Origin of the sequence: Loktanella atrilutea, assembly GCF_900128995.1 — a bacterium.
In the GTDB taxonomy this organism is placed as follows: Bacteria; Pseudomonadota; Alphaproteobacteria; order Rhodobacterales; family Rhodobacteraceae; genus Loktanella; species Loktanella atrilutea.
Genome location: NZ_FQUE01000014.1, coordinates 1 through 22,786 on the forward strand (window position 1 = coordinate 1; position 22,786 = coordinate 22,786).

Genomic DNA, 22,786 nt, shown 5'->3' on the forward strand with positions numbered 1-22,786 from the left:
GAACCTCCGGTGAATAGCGGTTGGCCATCTTGCTCTTTTCCATGACTCTCATCCTTCTCAGGTTTCAAGTCTCTGGCAAACCCGGCGCGGTTCAGCAGCGCAAGCTGGCACGCAAGAAGGCGGAGCGCGAAGGCCTCCTTTAAGCGCAAAAATAGACCGCGCAATGCGCAGAATGATTTGCACAACATAGCGCTCATTATATGCGACGTAGGGGCTCTATCGTGAGCAAAATCTACCCCGTACGTCAGTAATGCTGACTTATCGCATAAGGGAAATTATGTAATATATGTTCAAGTCTATCGGTCAGCTAGTTTCGCAACCGCAGCATTGTACGGGTTAACTTATCTATAATAGACTGCCGCCTACGAGTTGACGAAATGGTGGTTCCACGGTCAGCTAGAAAAGAGTGCCGAGAACTTTCCAAGTTTGTTCGACGATTGGTATCCTTGGACTGAGCGGCTGGCCGCGTACCGGAAACTGTATAAACTCTCCTTCGCCAGCCTGACCAACGTTTTCAAGATAGTAGATGGTTTCAGACCCTGGCATCGGTTTTCCTAGTCGCTTGAGATAGGCGAAATACTCCCCAGAAAACTCGTCGGCCTTGGTGACAATCGCTAGGATACGCCCATCGAGTAGCGCAAGGTTGGGCGCGGGACCCAAGAGGATATGCCCCGCGTCCAGCGCCACAGGGAAAGCACTGTCGCCCACGACGCGAGCCGCAGCGACGACCTGTCTGAGGATCGGCGAACAATCAGTCTCAATTGCCTCGTCCTGCGATTTCGTGGCCTTGCTTTCATCGAATAGCACGCCAATCACCTTGCTAAGGTTTGCGCTGCTACGCTGAATAAAGTGGGTCTGCGGGACGCGGGGGTTTGTCGATGGCATCGACTCCAGGGCGATCCGCGAGCGATCTGACTTATCAAGTCCAATTCTCCTTGCATAGGTTTTGCTATGAGTGCGAACAATCGCTAGATCGCCATTTTTCACCTCCGCTGTCGCTGACACTATTAGTGTTTGACCAGGAAAAGCTATCATTCCCAGTGTAGGTGCCCTCAAAGCGAACAGTGAAATGTCACCAAGCGATAACAGGTCTAGATGGTCCTCTGCTTGATCGATGTTGGTAAGCGGAGCTCCGGCAGCACGTGCGGCCAGTCTGCCAACGACTGGTATCGTGTCAGTTCGCAGCGGCACGAGAGTAAGAGCGGGGACAGCCATCTGAGCTTCAGCGACAGCTTCCTCTGGCGGCAACCTTCCCATGAATCTTGCGTAAGCGAGCCAACAGGCATCAATCGCAGAGAATACATCATTATAGCCTAGATTGACAATTTCGGCCTCGGCTGGCGTAATCTGATCAGCGCGCCCGTGGTGTGCTTTGTTGATGACATCTCGATAGGGAGCCCCAGGCTTCAGCGGCTGCAGTTCTAACAGCCGTCGAAATGGCTCTTCGTTAAACGGTTTTTCACCACGATTGCAGGCGTTCGCAATTTTACCAAGCAGATCACCCATCGTCGGGTCATGGAGGACTGCTGGATCAGAAGCGAGCAAGTCCCATAGCTTAATCTCTGTGCGCACCCGCACTGGATGGACAAACTCTCGGGCAAGACCCGTGTCGTTTGGGTCGGTGTTCTGCCATTTTTCGCACCGACCTCGCACCTCGTCCGCAACCGGAGCAAGACTTACTGTGCATTTTGATGTCGAGATGGCAGAGAATTCCCACGTTTCAGTCCGTGCCAAACCAGCCGCTCGCTTGTCTGCAGCTACAAACGCCTCGACGGTCGGAATGAAACCAAAATCGTTGCTGACGATCAATGGATTAATGCCTTCGGCCATCAACGATGGCACTGTGGCAGCTAAGTTCGCGACATTACCGGGATCTAGTAGGTCCTGGGGGTCATCCATCAAAAAGGTCGAAATGCCGCCAGATCTGGACCAGACTTGTTGCCAAAGAGCCAGTACAAATGCAGAGAGGAAGGCGCGAAGTGCCGAGGCATTCATAACGTGATGTGCCTCCACCAAATGCTTTCCTTGAGCTGCCAAGAACGTGAAACCGTCACTCTTGGCGGAGTCCAGCCCGGCATATTCCGGTGCTTGGACAAAATGTGCCCGATACATGCGCTGCGACCACAACGTCGCCTTCTCTTGGAGGTTCGAAATCAGCCCGGCGACTTGGTTGTGAACAAGATCTGGAAAGTCCTTAAATGGTTCGACGGCTTCGGCCGCCCGCGCTAACTTCTCAAGTCGTGTCCGGGCCTTGGCCCACCGCTCACAGGTTTCTTGGATTTGACTCAGTTGCCGGCGAATACCAGCAAAGACAGTGGCTGCATCGAGGTAAGCCTTAAGGACACTCAATTGTCCTTGGATACTCCTGTCGTTGGCCGGAACTGCGATTTCATTCAATTCGGCGCGCAGAACTTTTACAACAGCGCTTCTCACAAAATCGGCATTGGTGGCGCGATATCTTGAAAGCGAGATCGCTCGTCGAATGCGTCGTATCGCAGCGCGCAGCTTCTCTTCGTCAGGAATCTCAACAGGCAGATTGACTCCAGGTAATGGTTCGCGATCGGGAGCATCTCTCCAAGCCGAGGTGCAAAGGGCAGCGACCCCCTTGGCCATTGGCTTCAGTAGCTCCGGAAACTCGGCAAGCTGGAAGACTTCCTTCGACAAGGCTGCCCCGTAAACCGAGGCCAGATCGTCAGGGACGTCGTCATCAACGAACCGGCGGAGCATCTCGGGCAATTGATCACGCAGGCCCTTCTTCATGTCGCGCTCCCACTCCGCCGCCGTTTTCAGCATCGTGGTATCGGCTTTGCGGGCTTCTTCCAGCGCCTGAGCCACCGATTTGTCTAGCATGGCGTCAATGGGGATTGCCCCGGGTTTAAGGAGGTCGCGCTCGCAAACTGGGCAGGCCGTGAAAGCATGGCCCGGATGAGCTGTATCGTGCCACTTCGCCACCAAGCCATACAGACGAACGCGATCAGCACGTTCTGCATGCGAAAGATGCTCGACGAGAGTCGCGGCCTCCTGCTCGATGTCCCGCATCACAGTCTCAGCGTTGCTTAGGTCGTCATCGCTCATCTCGCCAAGCCTATGCGCGAGCTGCATTGACGGCAGTCCCTTCAACGCGGCGTTGCCAAAGCAACTCTCCGCAGCCTTAATAGCCCCGTCGAAGCGTCTGATCTCGCTATCGTTTGTGAGCTGCGGCAGTTTACCTAGAACTAGTCGGGCATCAGCAGCAGCTTGATCTTCGGCCGCCCGTAGAAGATCCTCGGCTTGCTTTAGACCGTCCTTCCAATTATCGGGGGCGGTCTCTTTGGGGGCGGAGACGCAAGACAGATCCGGCAGTCCTTCGCCTTCCTTTAAAAGATCCCATAACGTAGTCACCTGCTTGGCGGCATCGCCCTCGCATCGCTCTTTCTCCTCGGTTGCAAGCTTAGGATACTTTCCAGTCAGGCGATCGTGGAGGCGGATGCTGCGGCTCCCGAAGTGGGCTAATGGCCGCAAGCCAGTCAAAGTCGATATTGCCTGCGATAAAGTCGTCTTGTCATCAAACCGGGTCGCCGCAGCAACCCCCGGCATCAGGGTACCAACCTGCAGCGCCAGTTCCGGCAGTCCAAGTTTGGCGAGTCCAACAGCTGTGGTCTTGAAGTTCTTTTTGCCGTCTCGCTCAAGACGGCGCTCGACCTCGACTTCGCTGTTGTTGACTAGGGACCGAAACTTTAATCGCACCCAAGTATCGACCCGGGGCAGCCCATCGACGGCGAGTAGTTCTTTTTCTGTGGGGATCGGCACGATTGGCGGTAGCTCAAATGTTGCGTTGGGCTCAGCGCTCGAATTTCCGTTTTTGATCTGGACAGTGATTGGGACATGCAATGGCGAGGGGAGTCCCTGTGAACGATGGCCATATCCCGTCAAACACCAGCAAATAGCGCTGATCATTGAGGTCTTACCCGCGCCGTTGAAACCCCGAAACAAATTGGCCTGCTGAGACAATTCAAGCGTAAAGGGCTTTGGGTCGCCGCCCCTGTCATCGCAATGGCGATGTAGTCCGCGGAAACGGTGTGCTGTAATCCCGACTAACTTCCAGCGTTGTTGTTGGCCCGTCGGTCGCGTCGCCGGAGCGATTGCGTGGGCGGGTCTATCAAGCGCTTCTAGTAAGCGATCAATTTCTCCATCTAGGATACTGGTATCCTTTTCGGGGTTCCAATAGGCCTTCCGATTCTGATCGTAGAACACAAGCAAGTTACGGCTGTCTTGCATGGGAAGGGAAAAATCGACACCATCAGAAACCTGCAGAGCATTACCGGCTGCTAAATGTTGAACGACCTCGTCCAGGGTTAGATCTACAATCTCTATCGACACGGGCAAAGTCTCCGAAAATTGATGAGCTACGCTCACATTTCATATAGCTTTTACGACACGACCGTGTGGGTCGTGGTGCTGGAATTACCGCTTTGGCGAGTGCGGCCAAACTGATCGAAAGTTTGCAAAGGCCTAAATTTGACTACCTTATGTGAATTAATTTGGCTTGTTGCGGATCGTAGGTGTAATTTGAAATTGTCCCGTCTTTGATCTTCTCAACAGCGTCGTTGATCACTAATAAGGGTACCAAAAACCATTCTCGCGGCATCACAGGTCGCCCAAAACGATCCATGATTTCAACATCGAGCCGCGCAGGTTCAAAGATTCGGTGGATCAGATTTTCGAGTTTGGTCCGATTGATGTTGTACAGCTCATAGGTCGCGATGATCTCTACATTTGCCATGAGAAATGTCGGCTGAAGCTGTGCGCCGGCGATCCGTTTCTCCACGCTCATGTTAGTCACGCCGATCTTGTGAACCAGGTTGCGGTTCTCTGCTACCAGCGGGTGATCGGATTTACTCCGCAGGACGTAGATTGTACCACTTGCCTCATCGCCGTCGATGGTCTGGTCTGAAAACAATGGTCCCGCCGTGGGATCGGTGATCCTCCGTCCGGCTTCGTCCTTATTCAGCGCGCGCTGAAGTGAGCGCATGAGCATGCTGCTCTCTGTGCCGTTGTCGAAGATCACACGCAGCCGGGCGTCTGTGCGGCCTTGATCGGTGATGATCGTCTCACCTTTATCGGCGACATAGGCTTTCTGGCCACTCACGATGAAGAACCGTCCTTTTTCGATTTCAGCCTTCATCTCGAACGGACGTGTCTCCCTCAATCCGGAAGCCAGCTCCTTTTGGACCTGCTCAAAGAGCGGCTTAAAGGTCGCAAAATCTTCACATCTGTCTCGGTTTGCGATTTCATCGGCAGCTTTCTTTTCGGCCGTCGAGCGCACGTGTTTCAGTTCGGTGATCGGTAGTGCAGCGACTTCGATCCCCAGCGCGTTGAGCAGGGCGTCGTCGTCAAGATCATCTGTTTCCATGGCCTTAGTTTTTGGGACGTTGGCCAGGAGGCCCTGATTGTCCAGCGGCGCAACCAGTTCGCGGCAATTCTGTATGTCGCGGATCCGATCCAGCCGCACAGCATAAAGCCTTTCGAAGATATCGCGGTCTTCACCATGCTGCGGTGCCCGGCCATGTTCTTCGGTGAAACTCAATATCTCTTCAAACCCAGCAATGATGCGTTCTTCGCGTGGTGTACGGCTGACGTTCTTCTTGACCTCGACCTCAACACCAAGCTCTGCAAGTAGGGCGTCGTCGTCGTCTGTGAATCCCTTAGACATTGGCGGCCTCCTGCTTCATGCGGACGAGATATGCCACGCCTTCAGCCATTTTCTTTTCCCATGGGTCCGGTGACAAGATCGAAGGCAACCTGCCCCGCTCTTGCTGAAACTTGACGGCGCGACGGGCAAGGTCGCGCGCCTCTTCGGGGGAGAGCTGGACCTTCTTGGCAGAGATGATGACAGCGACCTGCTTCAGGCTTTCTTCGCTCATGCTCTTGGCCAGGATCGCGTAGGCTTCGCCGAAAGGGTTGATCCGATCAATCAGATCAATATCGAGCTCGCGCACGTCCATCGCAAATTTTCGCACCCCGTCGATCAGGGCGGTGTTCCCGCTCGCTTGGGAATCATCCTTGCTGGTAACTGCAATCTCTTTCGCTTTTTGGGTAAGGTTCAAAGCGGCCACCGCATGCTGGCGTATCGCCTCTTGATCCTCGGCCGCAAGTTCGGGGAACTTTGCGGCGACGATCTTTCCCATCCGCACTTGCGTCAGCTCTTCCGGCACAAGCTCTTCATCGAACAGGCCGCGTTCGATGGTGGTCTTATCCTGGACGAAGGCGGTAATCACCTCATTCAGATCCTCTTGGCAAATGCGCTTGGCTTCTTTGCTTTTCGGTTCCACCAGTCCTTTGATCTCGATCTGGAACTGGCCGCTTGTCTCGTTGAACCCAACATTTGTTTTGGTGGGGTCATAGCCATCTTCGCCGTAGTCAAACCCTTCGACCGGCCCGCTCTTTGGGCTTTTGGGTGTGAAATTGAACCGCGGGGCCAGTACCTGCTCCATGAGCAAGCTAGCCGCAATCGCTTTGAGCGTGTCGTTGACTGCCTCGGTGACATTTTCCGCAGACGCATCGGGTTCGGCAATCAGATTGGTAAACCGCGCAGTGGTCTTGCCTACCGCGTCGCGGGTCGCCCGGCCGATAATCTGCACAATCTCGGTCAGGCTGGCACGGTAACCAACCGTCAAGGCATGTTCACACCAGATCCAGTCAAATCCCTCTTTTGCCATGCCAAGTGCGATGATGATGTCCACATGGTTGCGGTTATTCTTCTGCGCCGGATCCTTCAACGCAGCAGATACTCTGTCTCGTTTAGCAGCTTCATCGTCGACCAGATCGGCAATCCTTAACACCCGCCCTTCTGGCGTTTTGACAAGCTGAAAGCCCGTCACCGGGTCTGCCCCCTGCCAGTCGCCTAAGGCGTCAATGATATGTTCGACCTCGCGATGCTTGTCCTTGGTGCTTTCACGGGAGTTCACATTGGGTATGTGGAGGATCGTCTTTTCGTTCGGATCGAGGACTTTCAGGATGTCGTCCGCGTAGGAGCCAGAGTAGAAGAAATATCCGATGTCGAGGGTCTTCAGATATTTGTAGCCGTTCAGCTGTTCGTAGTAGGTGTAGGTGACAGTGTCGAACTTCGCCTCATCCTCTGGCGACAGGACCGCAGCGGCATCGCCGCGGAAATACGATCCGGTCATGGCGACCACATGTACTTTGTCGCGGGCGACCAGTGCGCCCAGGTGTGCCCCCAGCTTATTTTCGGGGTTAGCGCTGACGTGGTGAAACTCGTCAACCGCAATCAGCCGGCCGTCGAAGGCTTCAATCCCGAACTTGTCTACGGCGAAGCGAAAGCTGGCATGGGTACAGACCAGAACCTTGTCAGCACTAGAAAGAAATTTGCCAACTGCTCCAACCTTGCCATCATCACCGCCGGGCGCATTACACAGGTTCCAGTGTGGCTGGACCACCCAATCGGCCCAGAATCCGAACTTGCTCAAGGGCTCATCGTTAAAGCTCGATCCAATAGATTTTTCCGGCACCACCACGATCGCCTGCTCCACGCCCTGATTTTGGAGCTTGTCCAACGCTATGAACATAAGCGCCCGAGACTTTCCCGAAGCCGGAGGCGATTTGATCAGCAAATACTGTTCACCACGCTTCTCGTAAGCGCGCTCCTGCATCGCTCGCATGCCCATCTCATTGGGCGCTTGGTCTCTGCCAGTCGTGGCGTAAGTGACGGAGACGGATGGGATTGCCTGTCTCGGTTGGCTGCTTTCTGATTGAGTTTCCATCAGAATACCCCCCATTCTCGACCACTCGTCATTTTGAAATTTGCACCGATAGCTTTGCTTTTCTTCAGCCACTTTAACTGATCTGTTTTAGTGCCAATTGTAAGATCAAACATATGAGCGCTGACCTCTTTAAATAGTAAAAACTGTGTGTCATATGCGGCGGGGCCGATAGTGCCCGGCATGGGAAGGTTTAATTTATCCATTTTGTTATCACTGTATGATAGTGTATATGAGGCGAATGGACCTCCGCTGTAGGATATATCTACGCTTCCTATTACAGTATTTTCTTGTAAGGCAGTCGGATCGTACCCAAAGAACACACGAGAAAGACGTTTCATCATAAGTTGATTGCCAGGCAAGTGGAGGCCGCGGTTCCTAGTGATGTTTCCCGCTTCAACCCAGAAATGAGTGCAAACTCTAAGCTTTTGCAGATCTTTACTGGTGAGAGCACCTTTAGTAATTTCGCCTCTAGCAAGGTCATCTTCAGTCGCGGAAGGCTGTGCGAGGTTCGGCACACTTTCAAAAAGCTTAACGTATTTTTTCAATAGTGCTGCATCCAATGGCACAGCATCATCCCAGGTGGCTTTGAACCATTGGTTTAAAGCATTTATAGAAGTCGCAGAAGTCTTCTCCACTGGTTTATCACGGCTGACTGCAAGTGTAAGACCCACCTCCACCCCTTTGGACAATCCAGATCGAGACAAATTACCGGAGCCAGCAAGGGCATAATCTATGTCTGCACCCCTAAAGAGGAAAGTTTTAGGATGGAAAGGTACCTGCGGCATTCCATCGTGCGCGAGGCAGAAATGCGCATCATATACTCGTACTAACGATGCAGGTAATGACAATAATGTTTCTAGAGCGACTGGCTGCGTACGGCAATAATCAAATGACGTAATCCATCGTTTCTTTACTTTACTCCAATCCTTCCCGAGCGTCGCATCAAGACATTTCAAAAGATCCCGGGTCCCACTGGATGTTATATAGGCAGCTGCTACATCAAGTTTAGTTGGCGAACTTATTCTTGAAATTTCCTCAATGGCGTCAAGCGTAGTTCGCGCGGCGGGCTGTGCGATAAAATTAATTTTGCTCATGTTTTTGCCTTTCCACCCGAAGAGGCATTATTAAAAAGATGGTTGCCTCTATTTACGTCAGCGTATAGACTAAATAATATTTCGAGACGTTCGGTATCATTTTTAAATTTCCTTCCGATATAAATACGTTCGAGGATTTCATCATTTTGGCTGTGTGCTTTCTGAACCAGGGGAAACTTTGTTTCGAAGTTGGATGGATCATATATTTCTCCGATTGTAGCCGGATAATAATGCTCCCTAGTCAATATAATTCGATTTGCCGCTTCGCTTAAGTCAGCTTTATTTTTCTCAGTGAGTATCGGTAGAGGAAATGTGTTCCAGCCTAAGGTGTTTGAGTAACGGTAATCAGTTTTCAACTTTCCGCAAACGGCTGCAATCCAGACTAAGTGAAGGCGTGAAGCGATCAGCGCCATATTCCAAAGTGGTGCATCATAAATAGCAAAAGCGCTATCGGCTATAACGGAACTTTTATTTAGCAAGCCAACAGGCAAGTAATAACGACGTTCGGAACTAACCCGAGGAATAATAAATGTGTATTTGTTAGCACTTCCCTGTATTTGTACAAACCGATATGGAGTTTTTGCAAAGTCGCGAGTAGAGCTGGCTTTACTCTCTGAGCGCATATGGGTCACCTCTTTCAAGCGCCGCGCGATCAGGGGAGATTCTAATGATGTTGAATATTGGTCTTTTTCTATCCATAAACAGTAACGTATTTTTCCCTGAATAAAGTCTTCGGACCCAACGAACGGCCTCAAATATGACTGAAAGATTGGATCCGTTTTGCCATCTTCTGTTCTCTGCTCGTGTGACACAATCAGATTGCCACCATCGCGCGGCATATTGCCAAATAACATATTAGCGGCGTCTTTGGGTGGTTCACGTCGACTTTGCACTACCAAATTTGGCCCATCGACAAGGTAAGGGTTGATATTGGTGCAAGTTTTTTCAAGTACCGCGCCTTTGGAGTCGGGCGAATATAGACGTTTCAGCCCTGAGCTTGTGTTTGAAATGCCGACAACAATCACGATTACGCCCGCATTGTAGCTGGCAAGATTTGCCCACTTGAATGAAGTATAAGCAAATATGATTTGTTGTCCGGCACTAAAGATTGCGGGCCAAAGTATCGGAACCTGCTGACCCTGGCAGAGGGAGTTGGTTGTTACAAAAGCGGAAACTGCTTTCGTTCGGGTACCGTAATCAGCAGCCTTCATGAACCACGCAGCTACATAATCAAGCGATTTCCATCCATCTATCCGACCTTCAAAAACTGCTTTAAGATCTTCCTTTTGTTCCGATGATTGCAGTTTGTTACCAAGATACGGTGGGTTTCCGCAGATATATGTTTCACCGCCCTCGTTCGCGAAGTCAATCTGAGCTTGATCCAGTGGCGACATGAAGAGGTCATCTGCCTGAAACTTCACGCCTGTCCCCGTAGGGGGGCAAACCGACAGCCAGTCAAGCCGCAGAGCGTTGCCACACGTGATCCAGTTATGCGCATCTAACGGCAGGAATTCGGCCAGAGCCTCCTTCTGGCCGCGGTAGGTGACGTCGCATTGGTATTCCGCGATGATCAGCGCCAAGCGTGCGATCTCTGCTGAGAAACTCCGAAGTTCGATCCCCCGGTAATTCGTTAACGGTATGTCGGTGCGACGGTCGGCCTCACCTCGGCGGCGGTTCACCTCTGCCTCTATCGCGCGCATTTCTTTGTAGGCGATGACAAGGAAGTTGCCCGATCCACAGGCGGGATCAAAGACGCGAACCTTGGCCATACGTGCTCGCAGATTGGCCAATTTCCGCGAGTTGTCTCCTGCCGCCGCAAGTTCAGTTGTCAATTCGTCGAGGAATAGCGGGTTCAGCACCTTTAGGATGTTTGGCACCGACGTGTAGTGCATGCCTAAGGCGGAACGTTCTTCATCATCAGCGACGGCCTGGATCATTGAGCCGAAAATGTCTGGGTTAATCTGAGTCCAGTCGAGGCCCCCGATATGCGACAAGTAGCGCTGTGCAATTTTGGAGAACTGCGGTGCATCAGTGTTTCCGGAGAAGAGACCGCCGTTCACATAGGGGAAAGCATCAGCCCAACGAGGCAACGTAGTCTCACCTCTTTTTGCGAGGGGTGTGTTCATTGCGCGGAAGATTTCGCCAATGACTTCGTGCGTGTTGGACCCGTCACGGTTCGACATCTTGTCGACCGTCGCGGTAAAGAGGTGATCGCTGGCAAAAATATCGGTGTCTTCTGCAAAGAAGCAGAAAATCAGCCGCGCCATGAAGTGGTTCATGTCCTGGCTTTTGTCCGCCTTTCCCCAAACGGGATTGTCCTTGATCAGCTCGACATAGAGCCGGTTGAGACGGCTCGTCGCGCGGATATCGAAGGCGCTTTCACGGATCTGCTTGACGGTCGAAATGCCCGCGAGCGGCAGGAAAAAGCCGAAGTGATCGGGGAAATCCGTATAGTTGCAGGCAATGGTTTCGCCGGTGGTAATGTCCTCGGCCTCCAAGTCGATGCCATCGGTGGCGAGGATGAATTTCGCCTTGGCCCGGGTGGTGGTGGGACTGGACTTGAGAGCGTCCAGCGTCGCGGCAACTTTTCCTACGGTGCAGGTCGCAAGGTGAATGTTGTTGGTTTGAAGAACGCCGCCCATGTCTGACTTATTCGACGCGCCGGTGCGCAGGCGCTTGATGGTCGTGTCCTTGTTTCCGAACGCCAATAGGAAGGCATAAGGAAACTCTTCAGCGTCGAAGGGCTGGTCCGCAAGTTCAGAAATAGCTTGCTCGATTTCGACAGCGTTCATGACTGTTGTTCCTTGGTTTGCCGGAAGTCATAACTGTCGCAGCAGTGTCGGCCTTGCGGGTTTTCTACCTGCGCAGGCCACGAGATTGTTGAATAGTTAGATGCTATTAAGGCGATATTTTGCAATGCTGATCAGGCGTGAAAACCGCTTCCTTGGGTTACTGTAAACGTTACGCCCTCACGTTGCTTGAGACGCGCCACCATTGCCAGCAGATTGTCCGCCCGAGGATTGCCCTTGGTGCTCAGCATGCGCATCAGGCTCTTCGGATCCATCTGCATGTCTTGAGCCAGGGCGTTGAAGCCAACGGTCGCGTTTACGTAGTCCCGCAGCAGCAGCTTGCCGGTTTCCAGATCATTACTCAGCAGCGCTTCGATAGCTTCCTTAAACAACCCCACGCGAAACACAGGGTCCCGATCGGCGCGGGCCCTGATCGTCTCTTTGAAACTTCTGGTGAGTGCCATGTCAGTCTCCTTTTGATTTTCGGGATTTGTAGTCGTCCCAATGGCCTTCGCCTGCTTAATGTCTTGTGGTTGGCGCCGCTTGGTGCCGCCGCACTGCAGGATTACAAGCTTATCTCCATCCTGTCCAAAGTAGACCCGATACCCTCGGCCAAAGGTGATGCGCCGCTCCGATACACCTTCTCCGACAGGCTTCACGTCTCCGAGGTTTCCAGTCTCGATCCGTGCCAAGGCTATTTTAACCTTCAAGGCGGCGGCCGTGTCCAGTCGGTCGACCAATCGGCGAACGGCGCCTTACCCGCTTCGGTGACGTAGATAACGAGTTCGTTCATAAGAAGTACTGGTGACATATGTGTTACTATATGTCAATTTGTACCACGTCTCACTTTAACGCATTGCGTTTGGTTGTGACCCTCCCCTGCCCCGCCCATTGTGTGGCTGTAGACAATTTACATCGCGTCTTTTTTCAAGGCTGCATAGAGTGCGGACTTACTGATCTTTATGCGTGCGGCCGCCTCGCGCACGTTTAGACCTGACGCCATGAGCTCGCGGGCGCGAAGAATTTTGTCGGTTGTGACTGCGATAGGCCTACCACCTTTGCGCCCTCTCGCAGCTGCGGCAGCTAGCCCAGCATTCGTTCTTTCGCGGATCAGATCGCGCTCAAACTGGCCAAGCGCCCCGAAGATGTGAAAAACGAGACGTCCAGTCGGCGTGGTGGTGTCAATATTTTCCGTTAGCGACTTGAAGCCAACACCGCGACCTTCAAGTTCTGCAACGGTTTGCAGCAGATGTGTCATCGACCGACCTAGACGATCAAGTTTCCAGACAACCATTGTGTCGCCTTCTCGCAGAAACGAAAGTGCGGCGGTAAGCCCCGGTCGCTCAGTCTTGGCACCGGAGATACCGCGGTCCTCGAAGATGCGGGAAGCCCCGGCGGCATTCAAAGCGTCGAGCTGAAGGGCAAGATCTTGTTCAGCGGTCGAGACCCGGGCGTATCCAATGAGCGACATGACAATCCGTTGGGCTTGAGGGCGCTATAATCAGCCCCTCCAGATCCATCTGTCCGCAAACTCATCCAAAAATCAAGTTGTCCAGTTACCCGTTGTAGGGACGTTGTCGGACTGGCCTAGTATTTGTCCATTAAACGCAAATTTTACGGAACTAACACCTTTGTGAGTAGCCCGAATTGACGGTCCCGGCAGCGATAAGTCAATATGCGGCCCACATCCGCAACAGATTGGACCTGGTTTTCAGCAGGGTCTCGCGCAGCTCGCCCGCGTCGAGCGCGACTATGCTGCGGTCCAGATCGAACAGAATCTCGCGCTGTTCTGCCGATCTGACCCAGCTTTGCGCCCAGCCGACCACCGCAAGGCGCGTGCCGCGTGTGACCGGGGCAACCCGGTGCAGCGAGCTCGAGGGATAAATCACAAGGCCGCCCGGTGTCAGGCGGATCGCCCGATCCTCCAAAGTGTCTTGAACAACCAGTTCGCCGCCATCGTAGGTGTCGGGGTCCGACAAGAACAAGGTAAAGGACACGTCGGTCCGCAGGCCCTGCATCAGCGCATCGTCGACATGACTGCCGTAGGTCTGGCCTTGGCCATAGCGCGACAGGATCAGCCGGGTCATGACCCGGGGCCGTACAGCGCTGGCAAAGACTGAATGCCTAGTTAGCGCACCGCTGACCTTTTCGTTCAAGGCATCCAAGGCGGGTGAAGGGCTCGCTTGGTCGTTGGCTTTGACCGCTTGCGCATAGCGCCCCGCGGTGGCCCGCCCGTCGCCAAAGGGCATTGAGCGGGCCGCTTGCTGGATCGCCGCAACCTCTGCCGCCGTCAGAAGATCAGGGATGGTCAGGAACATAGCTTACTTCACCGTCAGGGCGGCGAATTCGACCTGTGCGGCGGCGGCGGGCAGAAGCGCAGCGTCCAGCAGTTGCGGTGCGGCGTCGACATAGACGAAAGCGTCAAGCGCGGGCTGGATCGCGGCGAGCGCGGTTTCAGCCGCCGGGGTCACCCCGCCGTCGGCCAAGCGCCGGGCAATGTCAGCGGCGACAAGGGTGAAGCCATGCGCCTCTTCCCATGCGATCGGGTTGACGATCTTGCCGTCTGTCACGCTGTCATCGTATTCTTCCGCTGCGGCGGTCAGCAGTTCATAGACAGCGGTCAACTGACCCTTAGCGCTGACGGCATGATGCGCCATCGCCTCAGCGATCGCGGTCTGCGCAGTGGCATAAGCGGCTTCGACATCGGCCACAGGTTCCGCGTCAGTGATGGCTTTGGTCAGACCGTCGGTGGGCGTCATTACATCGGTATCACTGTCCGCGCCCAAGTCGTCGGAGATCTTTTTGCGGGCCTCTGCTACAAGAGATGCAGCCTTGTCGACATGGCCTTGGCGGTACACTTCTACTCCGGCCCGCAAGTAGCCGTCGACCTTTGCCAGCGTGTTCAGGTTGCTCTGCGCGTCGGTCGTGGACTGCGCGGCACCGCTTTCTCCTCCTTCGCCCCCTTCACCACCTTCGATACCGGGAGTGGTCGTCACAGACGGTACAGCAGTTTGTGCGGGCAGTGCCGTCGCATGGGTCAACGCAACCGTGGTCAGCATCAGCGCACCCCATTGGCGCGGCTTGACAGGACGGGGAATAGTCATGGAACTCTCCTTCAACGTTTTAACATCGTTAATCTGACAGAAACTGTCGGTCAATATCTATGATGAAAACATCAGGTCGGCGCTTGGTGGCCAGCAAGTTATGCGCGGGCGACGTGGTCTCACACTGTCTGCGCTGTGCTCATGGCATCAGTCATACCGGGGTTAAAATCTACCCCTTCCTGCCGTAAGGCATGACGGGCAAAAGCGGATCCTGAATATCTACGCATTCAACGCCGACGGCGTTTCTGTCGATTCAAATGAGTGAGTTTTAAATGACTGATATGATGAATGGTCCAATGACCGGCTTGATGATGGCAGGGTGCGGCGTCCTTATGCTCGTGGTAGGGGCGGTGTTGGTCCTGAGCGTAATGGCATTGATCAAATATCTGCGGCGGCCTGCATGAAGCCGGCCCTTTGATCAGTGGCGACACGCACGGCCATAGCACTTACGGGATCGCAGCTCTGGCACAGACCCAGAACGACGGGGTGACGTCGGATGATGAGATGCAGTCTGCGCAGCCTATCGCAGACTGGATCGTACAGGGAAAAGCCGTCTAGGAGAAGAACTGCGCCACTTGTCACGACACTAACCTTGAAGGTCAGCTTGACTGGCGTCGTCATCTGGACACCGGCCGCATGCCCGCGCCCCCGCACGATGAAAGCGGCCTTGGCACCCCACTGATCCAAAACGCCGCCTAGGTCTGGGTGTGCTGCATCTGAGTTCAGCACAACGTGTCTTGTCGCATCGCAGGGTTTCCCCCATAGGATGCTTCATGTGGCAAAATCTGCGCCTTTTCCTGTTGGTACTGATGATCGGTCTGGGCTTGGCGCAGTCCAATCAGGCGTCGATTTCAGCTGACAGTTCGTCTCATATGATGGCGATGCAGGAAGACTGCTGCCCTGACGACTGCCCGGACATGCCGGAGTGCAACGCGATCTGCGTCTCCTCGATACAGTGTCGTGCCATGCCATACGTTGCGGAGCCGACCCTCGCGCTTTCGCAAAGTTATCTGTTGTCAGAGCCTGCCAGCTTTCGGGCGGTGAGGCAGAACGATCGCCAGCAGTATGCCATGGAAGGCTTGCGTAAACCGCCAAAGATTTGATGGGACGGGTGCTTCAGGCACCCTGAACCTGCGCTTTTTCGTATCGTCATGACCAGTTCCGGTCGCGATGCAAAAGTGTGTCACTGCTGCCCGTCAATACAGGCCTTTCATGCCCCATTTCATCTTGCGCATCCTTGCGGCCCTTGTGGTTGCAACCCCGTTGTCCGTGCCGATGGCACAGGCTGCCGCATCCGATTACAGCCTCGTTCTTGTCGAGACGACCTACCCGTTCGGCAGCGGTGCGCTCCTCGATCTGCGCCTGACCGACAGACGCACCGATATGCCCATCGAAGGTGCCGTCATCTTTGCCACTCGTCTGGATATGGAGCCGGACGGGATGGAGACGATGACAACCCCGGTGGTGGCAGTGCCGACCGAAGAGCCGGGTCACTATCGCTTTTCTGCCGATCTGACGATGGACGGCAACTGGCAGTTTTCGGTTGCGGCCAAGGTGCAGGGCGAAGCGGAAACAGTGCAGGTGCAGATCGTGATCGAGGTGCAGCCATGAGCGTCCTTGGAAAAGTCGTGCTGATTGGCGCCGTCGGCGGAGCCGCGGGGTGGGCCGGTCTTGCGGCCGGCGACAAAGGCTGGACACCGGCGACACTTGCGGACGGAGTAAGGACACAGATCGCAGCCGTGGCGGGAACAAAAGCCGAAGCGATGACTGCCGCGGCCCCGGAGGCAACAGGTCCTGTCATCTATTACCGACACCCGGATGGTGTGGCGGACTGGTCTGCCACACCTGCAACGACGCCCGATGGCCGGTCCTTTATACCGGTTTTCGCCAGCGAGGATGTGTCGTTCGACCCGGCCGCGGCCGAAACGGTTGCGGCGGACGACGGCGAGCGCACCGTCCTTTACTATCGGCATCCCATGGGTCTGCCCGACACGTCACCCGTGCCGAAACTGGACTCGATGGGCATGGACTATCTTCCCGTCTTCGCCGATGAGGCCAGCGACACCGGAACGGTCACCGTCTCACCGGGAAAACTGCAGCGTACCGGTGTGCGCACGACGCTTGCGGTGCTCGCCCCCATGGCTACGACCATCCGCGCCCCGGGTATCGTAGCGCTGGATGATCGCACAGTCAGTGTCATCGCGTTGCGCGCCGATGCCTTCATCGAAACCGTGGAGGATGTGACGACTGGATCGCATGTCGTCGCGGGCGCACCGCTGGCGACGCTCTATTCGCCCGACGTTGCGGCCGCTGCGGCGCTTTACGTATCGGACCTGCGTAACGGAGAGGCACGCGCCGACGGCAGCCGCCAGCGACTGGCCAACCTGGGGGTGCCAGCTATCGTGATTGACAAGATTGCGGCAGACCGGCGCGCACCGGTGAGCATGCCTCTGACGGCTCCGCGATCTGGCGTCGTGTTGGAAAGGATGGCTGTCGAAGGTATGATGTCCGGCGCGGGCGAGACGCTGTTTCGGATTGCCGATACATCCATGGTCTGGATCATGGCCGATGTTCCTGAACGTGCGGTGATGGGGCTGGTCCGCGGCGATGCGGCAACGATCACCTTTCCGGGCCTGCCGGGCGAGACTTTTGTCGGCGTCGTCGGCGAGATCTACCCACAGGTGGATATGCAGACCCGGACGGCGCGGGTCCGTATCGATCTGGCCAACCCTGACGGACGGCTGTTGGTGAACATGTTTGCCGATGTGGCGCTGGCGAGCGGTGACGGGACGCCCGTGGTGCAGGTGCCGGAAACGGCGGTGATCGACACCGGTGACAGACAAGTGGTGATACGCGATCTTGGCGATGGCAAGTTTGCTCCGCAGGATGTCGTCGTGGGCCGGCAGGACGCCGGGATGATCGAGGTCCAGGACGGCATCGCGGCCGGTGACCGCGTCGTGACCACCTCGACGTTTCTGATCGACGCGGAAAGCAATCTGAATGCGGCGCTCGCGGCATTGACCGCACCGGAGGCGGACCAATGATCGGCCGCATCATCGCCTGGTCGGCCCGCAATCTGGTCCTCGTGTTCTTTGCCACGGCACTGATCGTGGCCGCCGGCGTCTGGTCGCTCCGGTCCCTGCCCATCGACGCCATTCCAGACCTGTCCGATGTACAGGTCATCGTTCTGACGGATTATCCGGGGCAGGCCCCGCAGGTGGTCGAAGATCAGGTCACCTATCCGCTGACGTCGGCCATGCTCACGGTGCCGCGGTCCCGCGTCGTGCGGGGGTTTTCGTTCTTTGGCATTTCCTTTGTCTACATCATCTTCGAGGATGGTGTGGATCCTTACTGGGCGCGCAGCAGGGTGTTGGAATACCTCAACGCCGCCGCTGCCCGCCTCCCTGACGGGGTGACACCCGCCCTGGGGCCCGACGCCACCGGGGTAGGATGGGTTTACCAGTATGCGATCACAGGGAAAGTCCTGTCACTGGCGGAGTTGCGGTCGTTGCAGGACTGGGTCGTCCGCTACGGTGCCAGCCGGGCTGACGGCGTGTCAGAGGTGGCCAGCGTCGGTGGTTTCGTCAAGCAGTACTCTGTGACGGTCGATCCGGTGCGGATGCGCGCACAGGGTGTGACCCTGTCTGATATCGGTAGCGCTATCGCCTCCAGCAACATGGACACAGGCGGTCGGACGGTGGAGTTGTCCGAATTCGAGTTCATGGTGCGCGGACGGGGATATTTGGCTGGGACAGAGGATATCGGTAATATCACCTTGCGAAGCGTCGCGGGGGTGCCGATCAGCCTGAAGGATGTGGCCCGCGTCGAAATCGTGCCCAACGAACGCCGCGGCATCGCCGAACTGAACGGCGACGGAGAGGTCGCAAGCGGCATTGTCTTACAGCGGGTGGGTGCGAATGCGCTCGATGTGATCGACAATGCCAAGGCTGAACTGGAAACTGTGGCCCAAAGCCTGCCGGAGGGTGTTGAGATCGTCCCCGTGTACGACCGATCCGAATTGATCCTCTCGGCGATCGAAACGCTCAAGAGTACCTTGCTGGAAGAAAGCTTGGTGGTGGCGGGGGTGACGATCCTATTCCTGCTGCACGTCCGCTCCGCGCTGGTTGCCATCATCATGTTGCCTGTTGGGCTGCTCATGGCCTTCACGGCGATGAAGTTTCTGGGAATCGGGGCGAATATCATGAGCCTTGGCGGTATCGCCATCGCCATTGGAGCCATGATCGACGCCGCCATCGTAATGATCGAGAACGCGCACAAACATCTGGAACGTGCAGATCCCGACACGCCACGCATTGAAGTCCTGATCAGGGCCGCGACGGAAGTCGGCCCGGCGCTGTTCTTCAGCCTGCTGATCATCACCGTATCGTTCCTGCCGATCTTTGCGCTGGAGGGCCAGGAGGGACGCATGTTCGGACCGTTGGCCTATACCAAGACATTTTCCATGGCGGCAGCAGCGTTCCTGTCGGTCACGCTGGTGCCTGCACTCATGGTGGTCTTCGTACGGGGGCGGATCATACCAGAACACCAAAACCCGGTGAACCGGGCGCTGATTGCCGTCTACCGCCCGATCATCTGTGCCGTGCTGAAGGCCAAGACGCTGACGATCATCGTGGCGCTTGCGGCACTGGCCGTCACGATCTGGCCCGCGCGGCAACTGGGGTCGGAATTCATGCCGGTCCTCAACGAGGGCACCTTGATGTACATGCCGACCACGTTGCCGGGACTGTCGGTGACAAAGGCGGCTGAACTGATGCAGACCCAGGACCGCATCATCAAGTCCTTCCCGGAAGTCTTGTCCGTCTTCGGCAAGGCGGGCCGCGCCCTGACGGCCACCGATCCCGCACCGACGGAGATGTTCGAGACGATCATCCAGCTCCGCCCTGAGGCGGAATGGCGCCCCGGTGTGACGACCGAAAGCCTGCGGCAGGAGATGGATGCCGCACTGCAGTTTCCCGGCGTCTCCAACGCCTGGACCATGCCGATCCGCGCCCGGATCGACATGCTGTCGACAGGCATCCGTACACCTGTCGGTATCAAGGTGTTTGGCACCAGCCTGACGGAGATGGAAAAGGTCGCCCGTGAGGTCGAGGCCGTCGTGCGCACAGTCCCGGGTACGACCAGCGCCTACGCCGAACGCGTGATCGGAGGCTACTATCTCGACATCACGCCGGACCGCGCGGCTCTTGGGCGTTATGGCCTGTCGGTTCAGGACGTCCAGGATGTGATTGGCATGGCGCTTGGCGCCAAAGCGATCACGCAGACCGTCGAGGGACGGGAGCGCTATGACGTCGCCGTCCGATATCCGGCGGCACTGCGATCGGATCCGGCCGCCATCGGACGCGAAGTGCAGGTCGCATTGCCGGGCGGCGGCACGGTGCCCTTGGGCGATGTGGCAAAGATCGAACGCACACGCGGCGCCACCTCGATCCGCACGGAAAACGGCCAGTTGGCGGTCTATATTTTCGTGGACATCGCAGGCCGTGATCTGGGTGGTTACGTGGCCGAGGCGCAGGCGGCGGTTGCGGCGTCCGTGACGCTTCCACCGGGGTATTCACTGGGCTGGAGCGGTCAGTTCGAGTACCTTGAGCGGGCCAAGGCGCGACTGGCGACGGTCGTACCGCTGACACTGGGGTTGATCTTCCTGCTCCTCTACCTGAACTTCCGCCGTTTGACCGAAACCCTGATCGTGATGCTGTCACTGCCCTTCGCCCTTGTGGGTGGTATCTGGCTGATGTGGTTCATGGGTTTCAACATGTCGGTCGCCGTGGCCGTTGGGTTCATCGCACTGGCGGGTGTCGCGGCGGAAACCGGGGTCATCATGCTGATCTACCTCGATCATGCACTCAATGAGGCCCGCGTTCGCAAAGGTGGTCGTGATCTGACCCGTGACGAGCTTTACGCCGCGATCATGGTCGGCGCGGTGGACCGTGTTCGCCCTAAGATGATGACTGTGGTCGCAATCATGGCGGGCCTGATGCCGATCCTCTGGGCTCATGGCACCGGATCGGAAATCATGCAGCGTATTGCCGTGCCGATGATTGGGGGAATGGTTTCATCGACGCTACTAACCCTGATCGTCATTCCGGCGGTATATGGCATCGTCAAGGGATGGAGACTCGAGAAAGCGAGCGAGGTCACGCCTCAGACGACAGAGCAACCGGCAGAATTATACTCGTGGGACAGGGAAAATGCCGCGGATATCGAACGCGATTTAGAGGTCAGCTCCGGACGAAAGATGGATGGGGGCTGCATCTGATCTCGACATCGCCGCAACACGTCCATCCGCGTGGTGGGGTCTGGCTCCTATGAGCCGCATACAAAAGGGAAAACGGGACATGAAAGATTGCGTTATCGTTGGTGGCGGTCCGGCGGGTCTGACCGCCGCACTTTACCTCGCGCGATTTCTGCGCAGCGTCACGGTTTTTGATGCGCGCGAGGGCCGGGCCAGAGTGATCCCGAAGACGCATAACTTTGCACCTTTTCCGGACGGCATTTCCGGGCCCGACCTACTGGACCGGATGCAATCGCATGCCGAGCGTTACGGTGCTGTCATCGAGACCTGTACCGTTGAAGCCGTCGAAAGGCAGGATGATGGCTTTTGCGTCACGACCGACCGGGGGCGTGAGACCGCACGATATGTCATATTTGCAGCGGGCGTTGTGAACCACAGGCCACCCCTGCCCGACACCGTTCATGATCGCGGCGTGGCCAGAGGATTGATCCGTTATTGCCCGGTCTGCGATGCGTACGAGGTCCGCGATAAACGCGTCGCGGTTCTGGGAAGTGGCACACACGGTCTCGCAGAGGCCCGCTTCATCCGTGATTATTCATCCACGGTCACACTCATTCGGCCGACTGGAAATCGTCCTCATGCGGCGGACAAAATTCATGTTCCGGATTCACCGATGAGCAGCATGTCGCTGTCGGAATCGGAGGTCATCGTCACGCTGGAAGACAGCACCATCGCGCATTTTGACACGCTCTACGTCGCTCTTGGCACATCCGCTTGTTCCAAGCTCGCGGAAACACTGGGCGCGACAATCGCTGAGGATGGGTGCATTGTGACTGATGTCCAACGGAAAACCAGTATCGACGGGTTATATGCGATCGGTGATATAACCGACGGGCTCGATCAGATCGCGCATGCGATGGGTCAGGCCGCCATCGCGGCCACGGCAATTCACAATGACATGTCGGGAAAAGATCAATCCTGATCGCAATCGCAGTCGGTTATTTATCTCTCGACGGCCCTCCTTGCGACCTGAGGGACTGGCCATTGTGCGCGGCAACTGTGCCCAAGCCAGTACGCGAAGCCGCGGGGGATGAGCTGCGGTGCGCGGCCGGAACTGCACCTGACAACAAAGTCCGGGTATCGGTTCGGTTTTCAGGGACGATTTTTGACGCCGACGCGAGGCGGGTTTCCTGACATGACCTGAAGCACGTAGCTGCCTGACGCGGTGATCATCAGAAACCCGACGAAAGCTTCAATGCCACCGATGAACCTCAGATGTCCCAAAGGTGTAATATCGCCACGTCCCAGCGTGGTGAAGTTTACCAAAGAGAAGTAAAAATAGTCCATCCACGACATCGGCTGATCGGTATCGAAAGAACCGATGTGGCTGATTTTGTCTGCGAACCAGAACCCGACCGCAAAGGCACCGGCCTCGAATATGTGCGCCACAGTGATGCAAACGACTGCCAGCGTGAGCCCGCGATAGCAGGGGCATCCCCACTGGAACAATTTCGCGCTCACCTTCCGAAGGACCACGTAGTGAACCGTCAGCGTTAAAAGTATGAGAGCTGCGCTTATCAACATGGCCGTCAGCATTGTTTTCTGCTCCCGTTATTTCGTGCTGTAACCTCATCAGGGTTTCGCGCTGCACCGATGTTAACCGGAGTATCTGCGACCCTGTGCTGCGGTACAATCGTGACAACACTTCGGTTTTGTCGATCATGTGCGCCTTGTGCAGCGTCTGAACTGCGAAGCTGTAACCCCGGGCCGTTCAGGCATTGGCCGA

At 56.0% G+C, this 22,786-nt stretch carries 16 protein-coding genes and 2 pseudogenes; 6 read left to right on the forward strand and 12 right to left on the reverse strand.

Annotation, left to right across the window (positions count from 1 at the left end):
• The 11 genes and pseudogenes from BUA54_RS21415 to BUA54_RS18105 form a co-directional block, all read right to left on the reverse strand.
• The coding region (locus tag BUA54_RS21415) for a hypothetical protein (RefSeq protein ID WP_218588309.1) at positions 1-188 on the reverse strand (188 nt) is incomplete at its 3' end.
• 208 nt (positions 189-396) lie between these two features.
• A complete protein-coding gene (locus BUA54_RS18065; protein WP_072858711.1) occupies positions 397-4,359 on the reverse strand; it encodes an ATP-binding protein in 3,963 nt (1,320 codons plus the stop codon).
• A 142-nt stretch (positions 4,360-4,501) separates the two neighbouring features.
• A complete protein-coding gene (locus BUA54_RS18070) occupies positions 4,502-5,692 on the reverse strand; it encodes a GIY-YIG nuclease family protein (RefSeq protein WP_072858670.1) in 1,191 nt (396 codons plus the stop codon).
• Complete coding sequence (locus BUA54_RS18075; protein ID WP_245810788.1) at positions 5,685-7,832, reverse strand: DEAD/DEAH box helicase; 2,148 nt, start codon at positions 7,830-7,832, stop codon at positions 5,685-5,687. The genes BUA54_RS18070 and BUA54_RS18075 overlap by 8 nt, the downstream gene beginning before the upstream one ends.
• Positions 7,760-8,854, reverse strand: coding sequence for a hypothetical protein (locus tag BUA54_RS20970; protein WP_143155507.1), 1,095 nt, complete (start codon positions 8,852-8,854; stop codon positions 7,760-7,762). Before BUA54_RS20970 ends, BUA54_RS18075 begins: the two co-directional genes overlap by 73 nt.
• On the reverse strand, positions 8,851-11,646 hold the full coding sequence (locus BUA54_RS18080; RefSeq protein ID WP_245810789.1) for a class I SAM-dependent DNA methyltransferase: 2,796 nt from the start codon (positions 11,644-11,646) through the stop codon (positions 8,851-8,853). Before BUA54_RS18080 ends, BUA54_RS20970 begins: the two co-directional genes overlap by 4 nt.
• A gap of 131 nt (positions 11,647-11,777) precedes the next feature.
• Positions 11,778-12,107, reverse strand: a complete 330-nt coding sequence (locus tag BUA54_RS21600; protein ID WP_072858712.1) for a helix-turn-helix domain-containing transcriptional regulator — start codon at positions 12,105-12,107, stop codon at positions 11,778-11,780.
• A gap of 99 nt (positions 12,108-12,206) precedes the next feature.
• A pseudogene (locus tag BUA54_RS21835) lies at positions 12,207-12,383 on the reverse strand (type II toxin-antitoxin system RelE/ParE family toxin); the annotation flags it as partial.
• Between the two features lie 170 nt (positions 12,384-12,553).
• Positions 12,554-13,114 (reverse strand): recombinase family protein, encoded by a 561-nt coding sequence (locus BUA54_RS18095; protein ID WP_072858672.1) that lies wholly within the window; start codon positions 13,112-13,114, stop codon positions 12,554-12,556.
• A gap of 199 nt (positions 13,115-13,313) precedes the next feature.
• On the reverse strand, positions 13,314-13,961 hold the full coding sequence (locus BUA54_RS18100; protein ID WP_072858673.1) for a Fe2+-dependent dioxygenase: 648 nt from the start codon (positions 13,959-13,961) through the stop codon (positions 13,314-13,316).
• Between the two features lie 3 nt (positions 13,962-13,964).
• On the reverse strand, positions 13,965-14,801 hold the full coding sequence (locus tag BUA54_RS18105) for a hypothetical protein (RefSeq protein WP_143155508.1): 837 nt from the start codon (positions 14,799-14,801) through the stop codon (positions 13,965-13,967).
• A gap of 507 nt (positions 14,802-15,308) precedes the next feature.
• On the opposite strand from BUA54_RS18105, the pseudogene BUA54_RS21900 reads away from it, so the two are divergent.
• From BUA54_RS21900 to BUA54_RS18130, 6 genes and pseudogenes are all read left to right on the forward strand, one after another.
• Positions 15,309-15,413 (forward strand): annotated as a pseudogene (locus BUA54_RS21900) (c-type cytochrome); the annotation flags it as partial.
• A 107-nt stretch (positions 15,414-15,520) separates the two neighbouring features.
• Positions 15,521-15,850, forward strand: a complete 330-nt coding sequence (locus tag BUA54_RS18110; RefSeq protein WP_072858675.1) for a hypothetical protein — start codon at positions 15,521-15,523, stop codon at positions 15,848-15,850.
• A 109-nt stretch (positions 15,851-15,959) separates the two neighbouring features.
• Complete coding sequence (locus tag BUA54_RS18115) at positions 15,960-16,358, forward strand: FixH family protein (protein ID WP_072858676.1); 399 nt, start codon at positions 15,960-15,962, stop codon at positions 16,356-16,358.
• Positions 16,355-17,791 carry an efflux RND transporter periplasmic adaptor subunit gene (locus BUA54_RS18120; RefSeq protein WP_072858677.1) on the forward strand — a complete coding sequence of 479 codons (1,437 nt, stop codon included), beginning with the start codon at positions 16,355-16,357 and terminating at the stop codon, positions 17,789-17,791. Before BUA54_RS18115 ends, BUA54_RS18120 begins: the two co-directional genes overlap by 4 nt.
• Positions 17,788-21,024, forward strand: a complete 3,237-nt coding sequence (locus BUA54_RS18125; protein WP_072858678.1) for an efflux RND transporter permease subunit — start codon at positions 17,788-17,790, stop codon at positions 21,022-21,024. Before BUA54_RS18120 ends, BUA54_RS18125 begins: the two co-directional genes overlap by 4 nt.
• Positions 21,025-21,103: 79 nt before the next feature.
• Entirely contained in the window at positions 21,104-21,982 is an 879-nt protein-coding gene (locus BUA54_RS18130; protein ID WP_072858679.1) for an NAD(P)/FAD-dependent oxidoreductase, read from the forward strand.
• A 170-nt stretch (positions 21,983-22,152) separates the two neighbouring features.
• On the opposite strand, the gene BUA54_RS18135 is transcribed toward BUA54_RS18130, so the two are convergent.
• Positions 22,153-22,596 (reverse strand): potassium channel family protein, encoded by a 444-nt coding sequence (locus BUA54_RS18135; RefSeq protein WP_072858680.1) that lies wholly within the window; start codon positions 22,594-22,596, stop codon positions 22,153-22,155.
• Positions 22,597-22,786 lie beyond the last annotated feature (190 nt).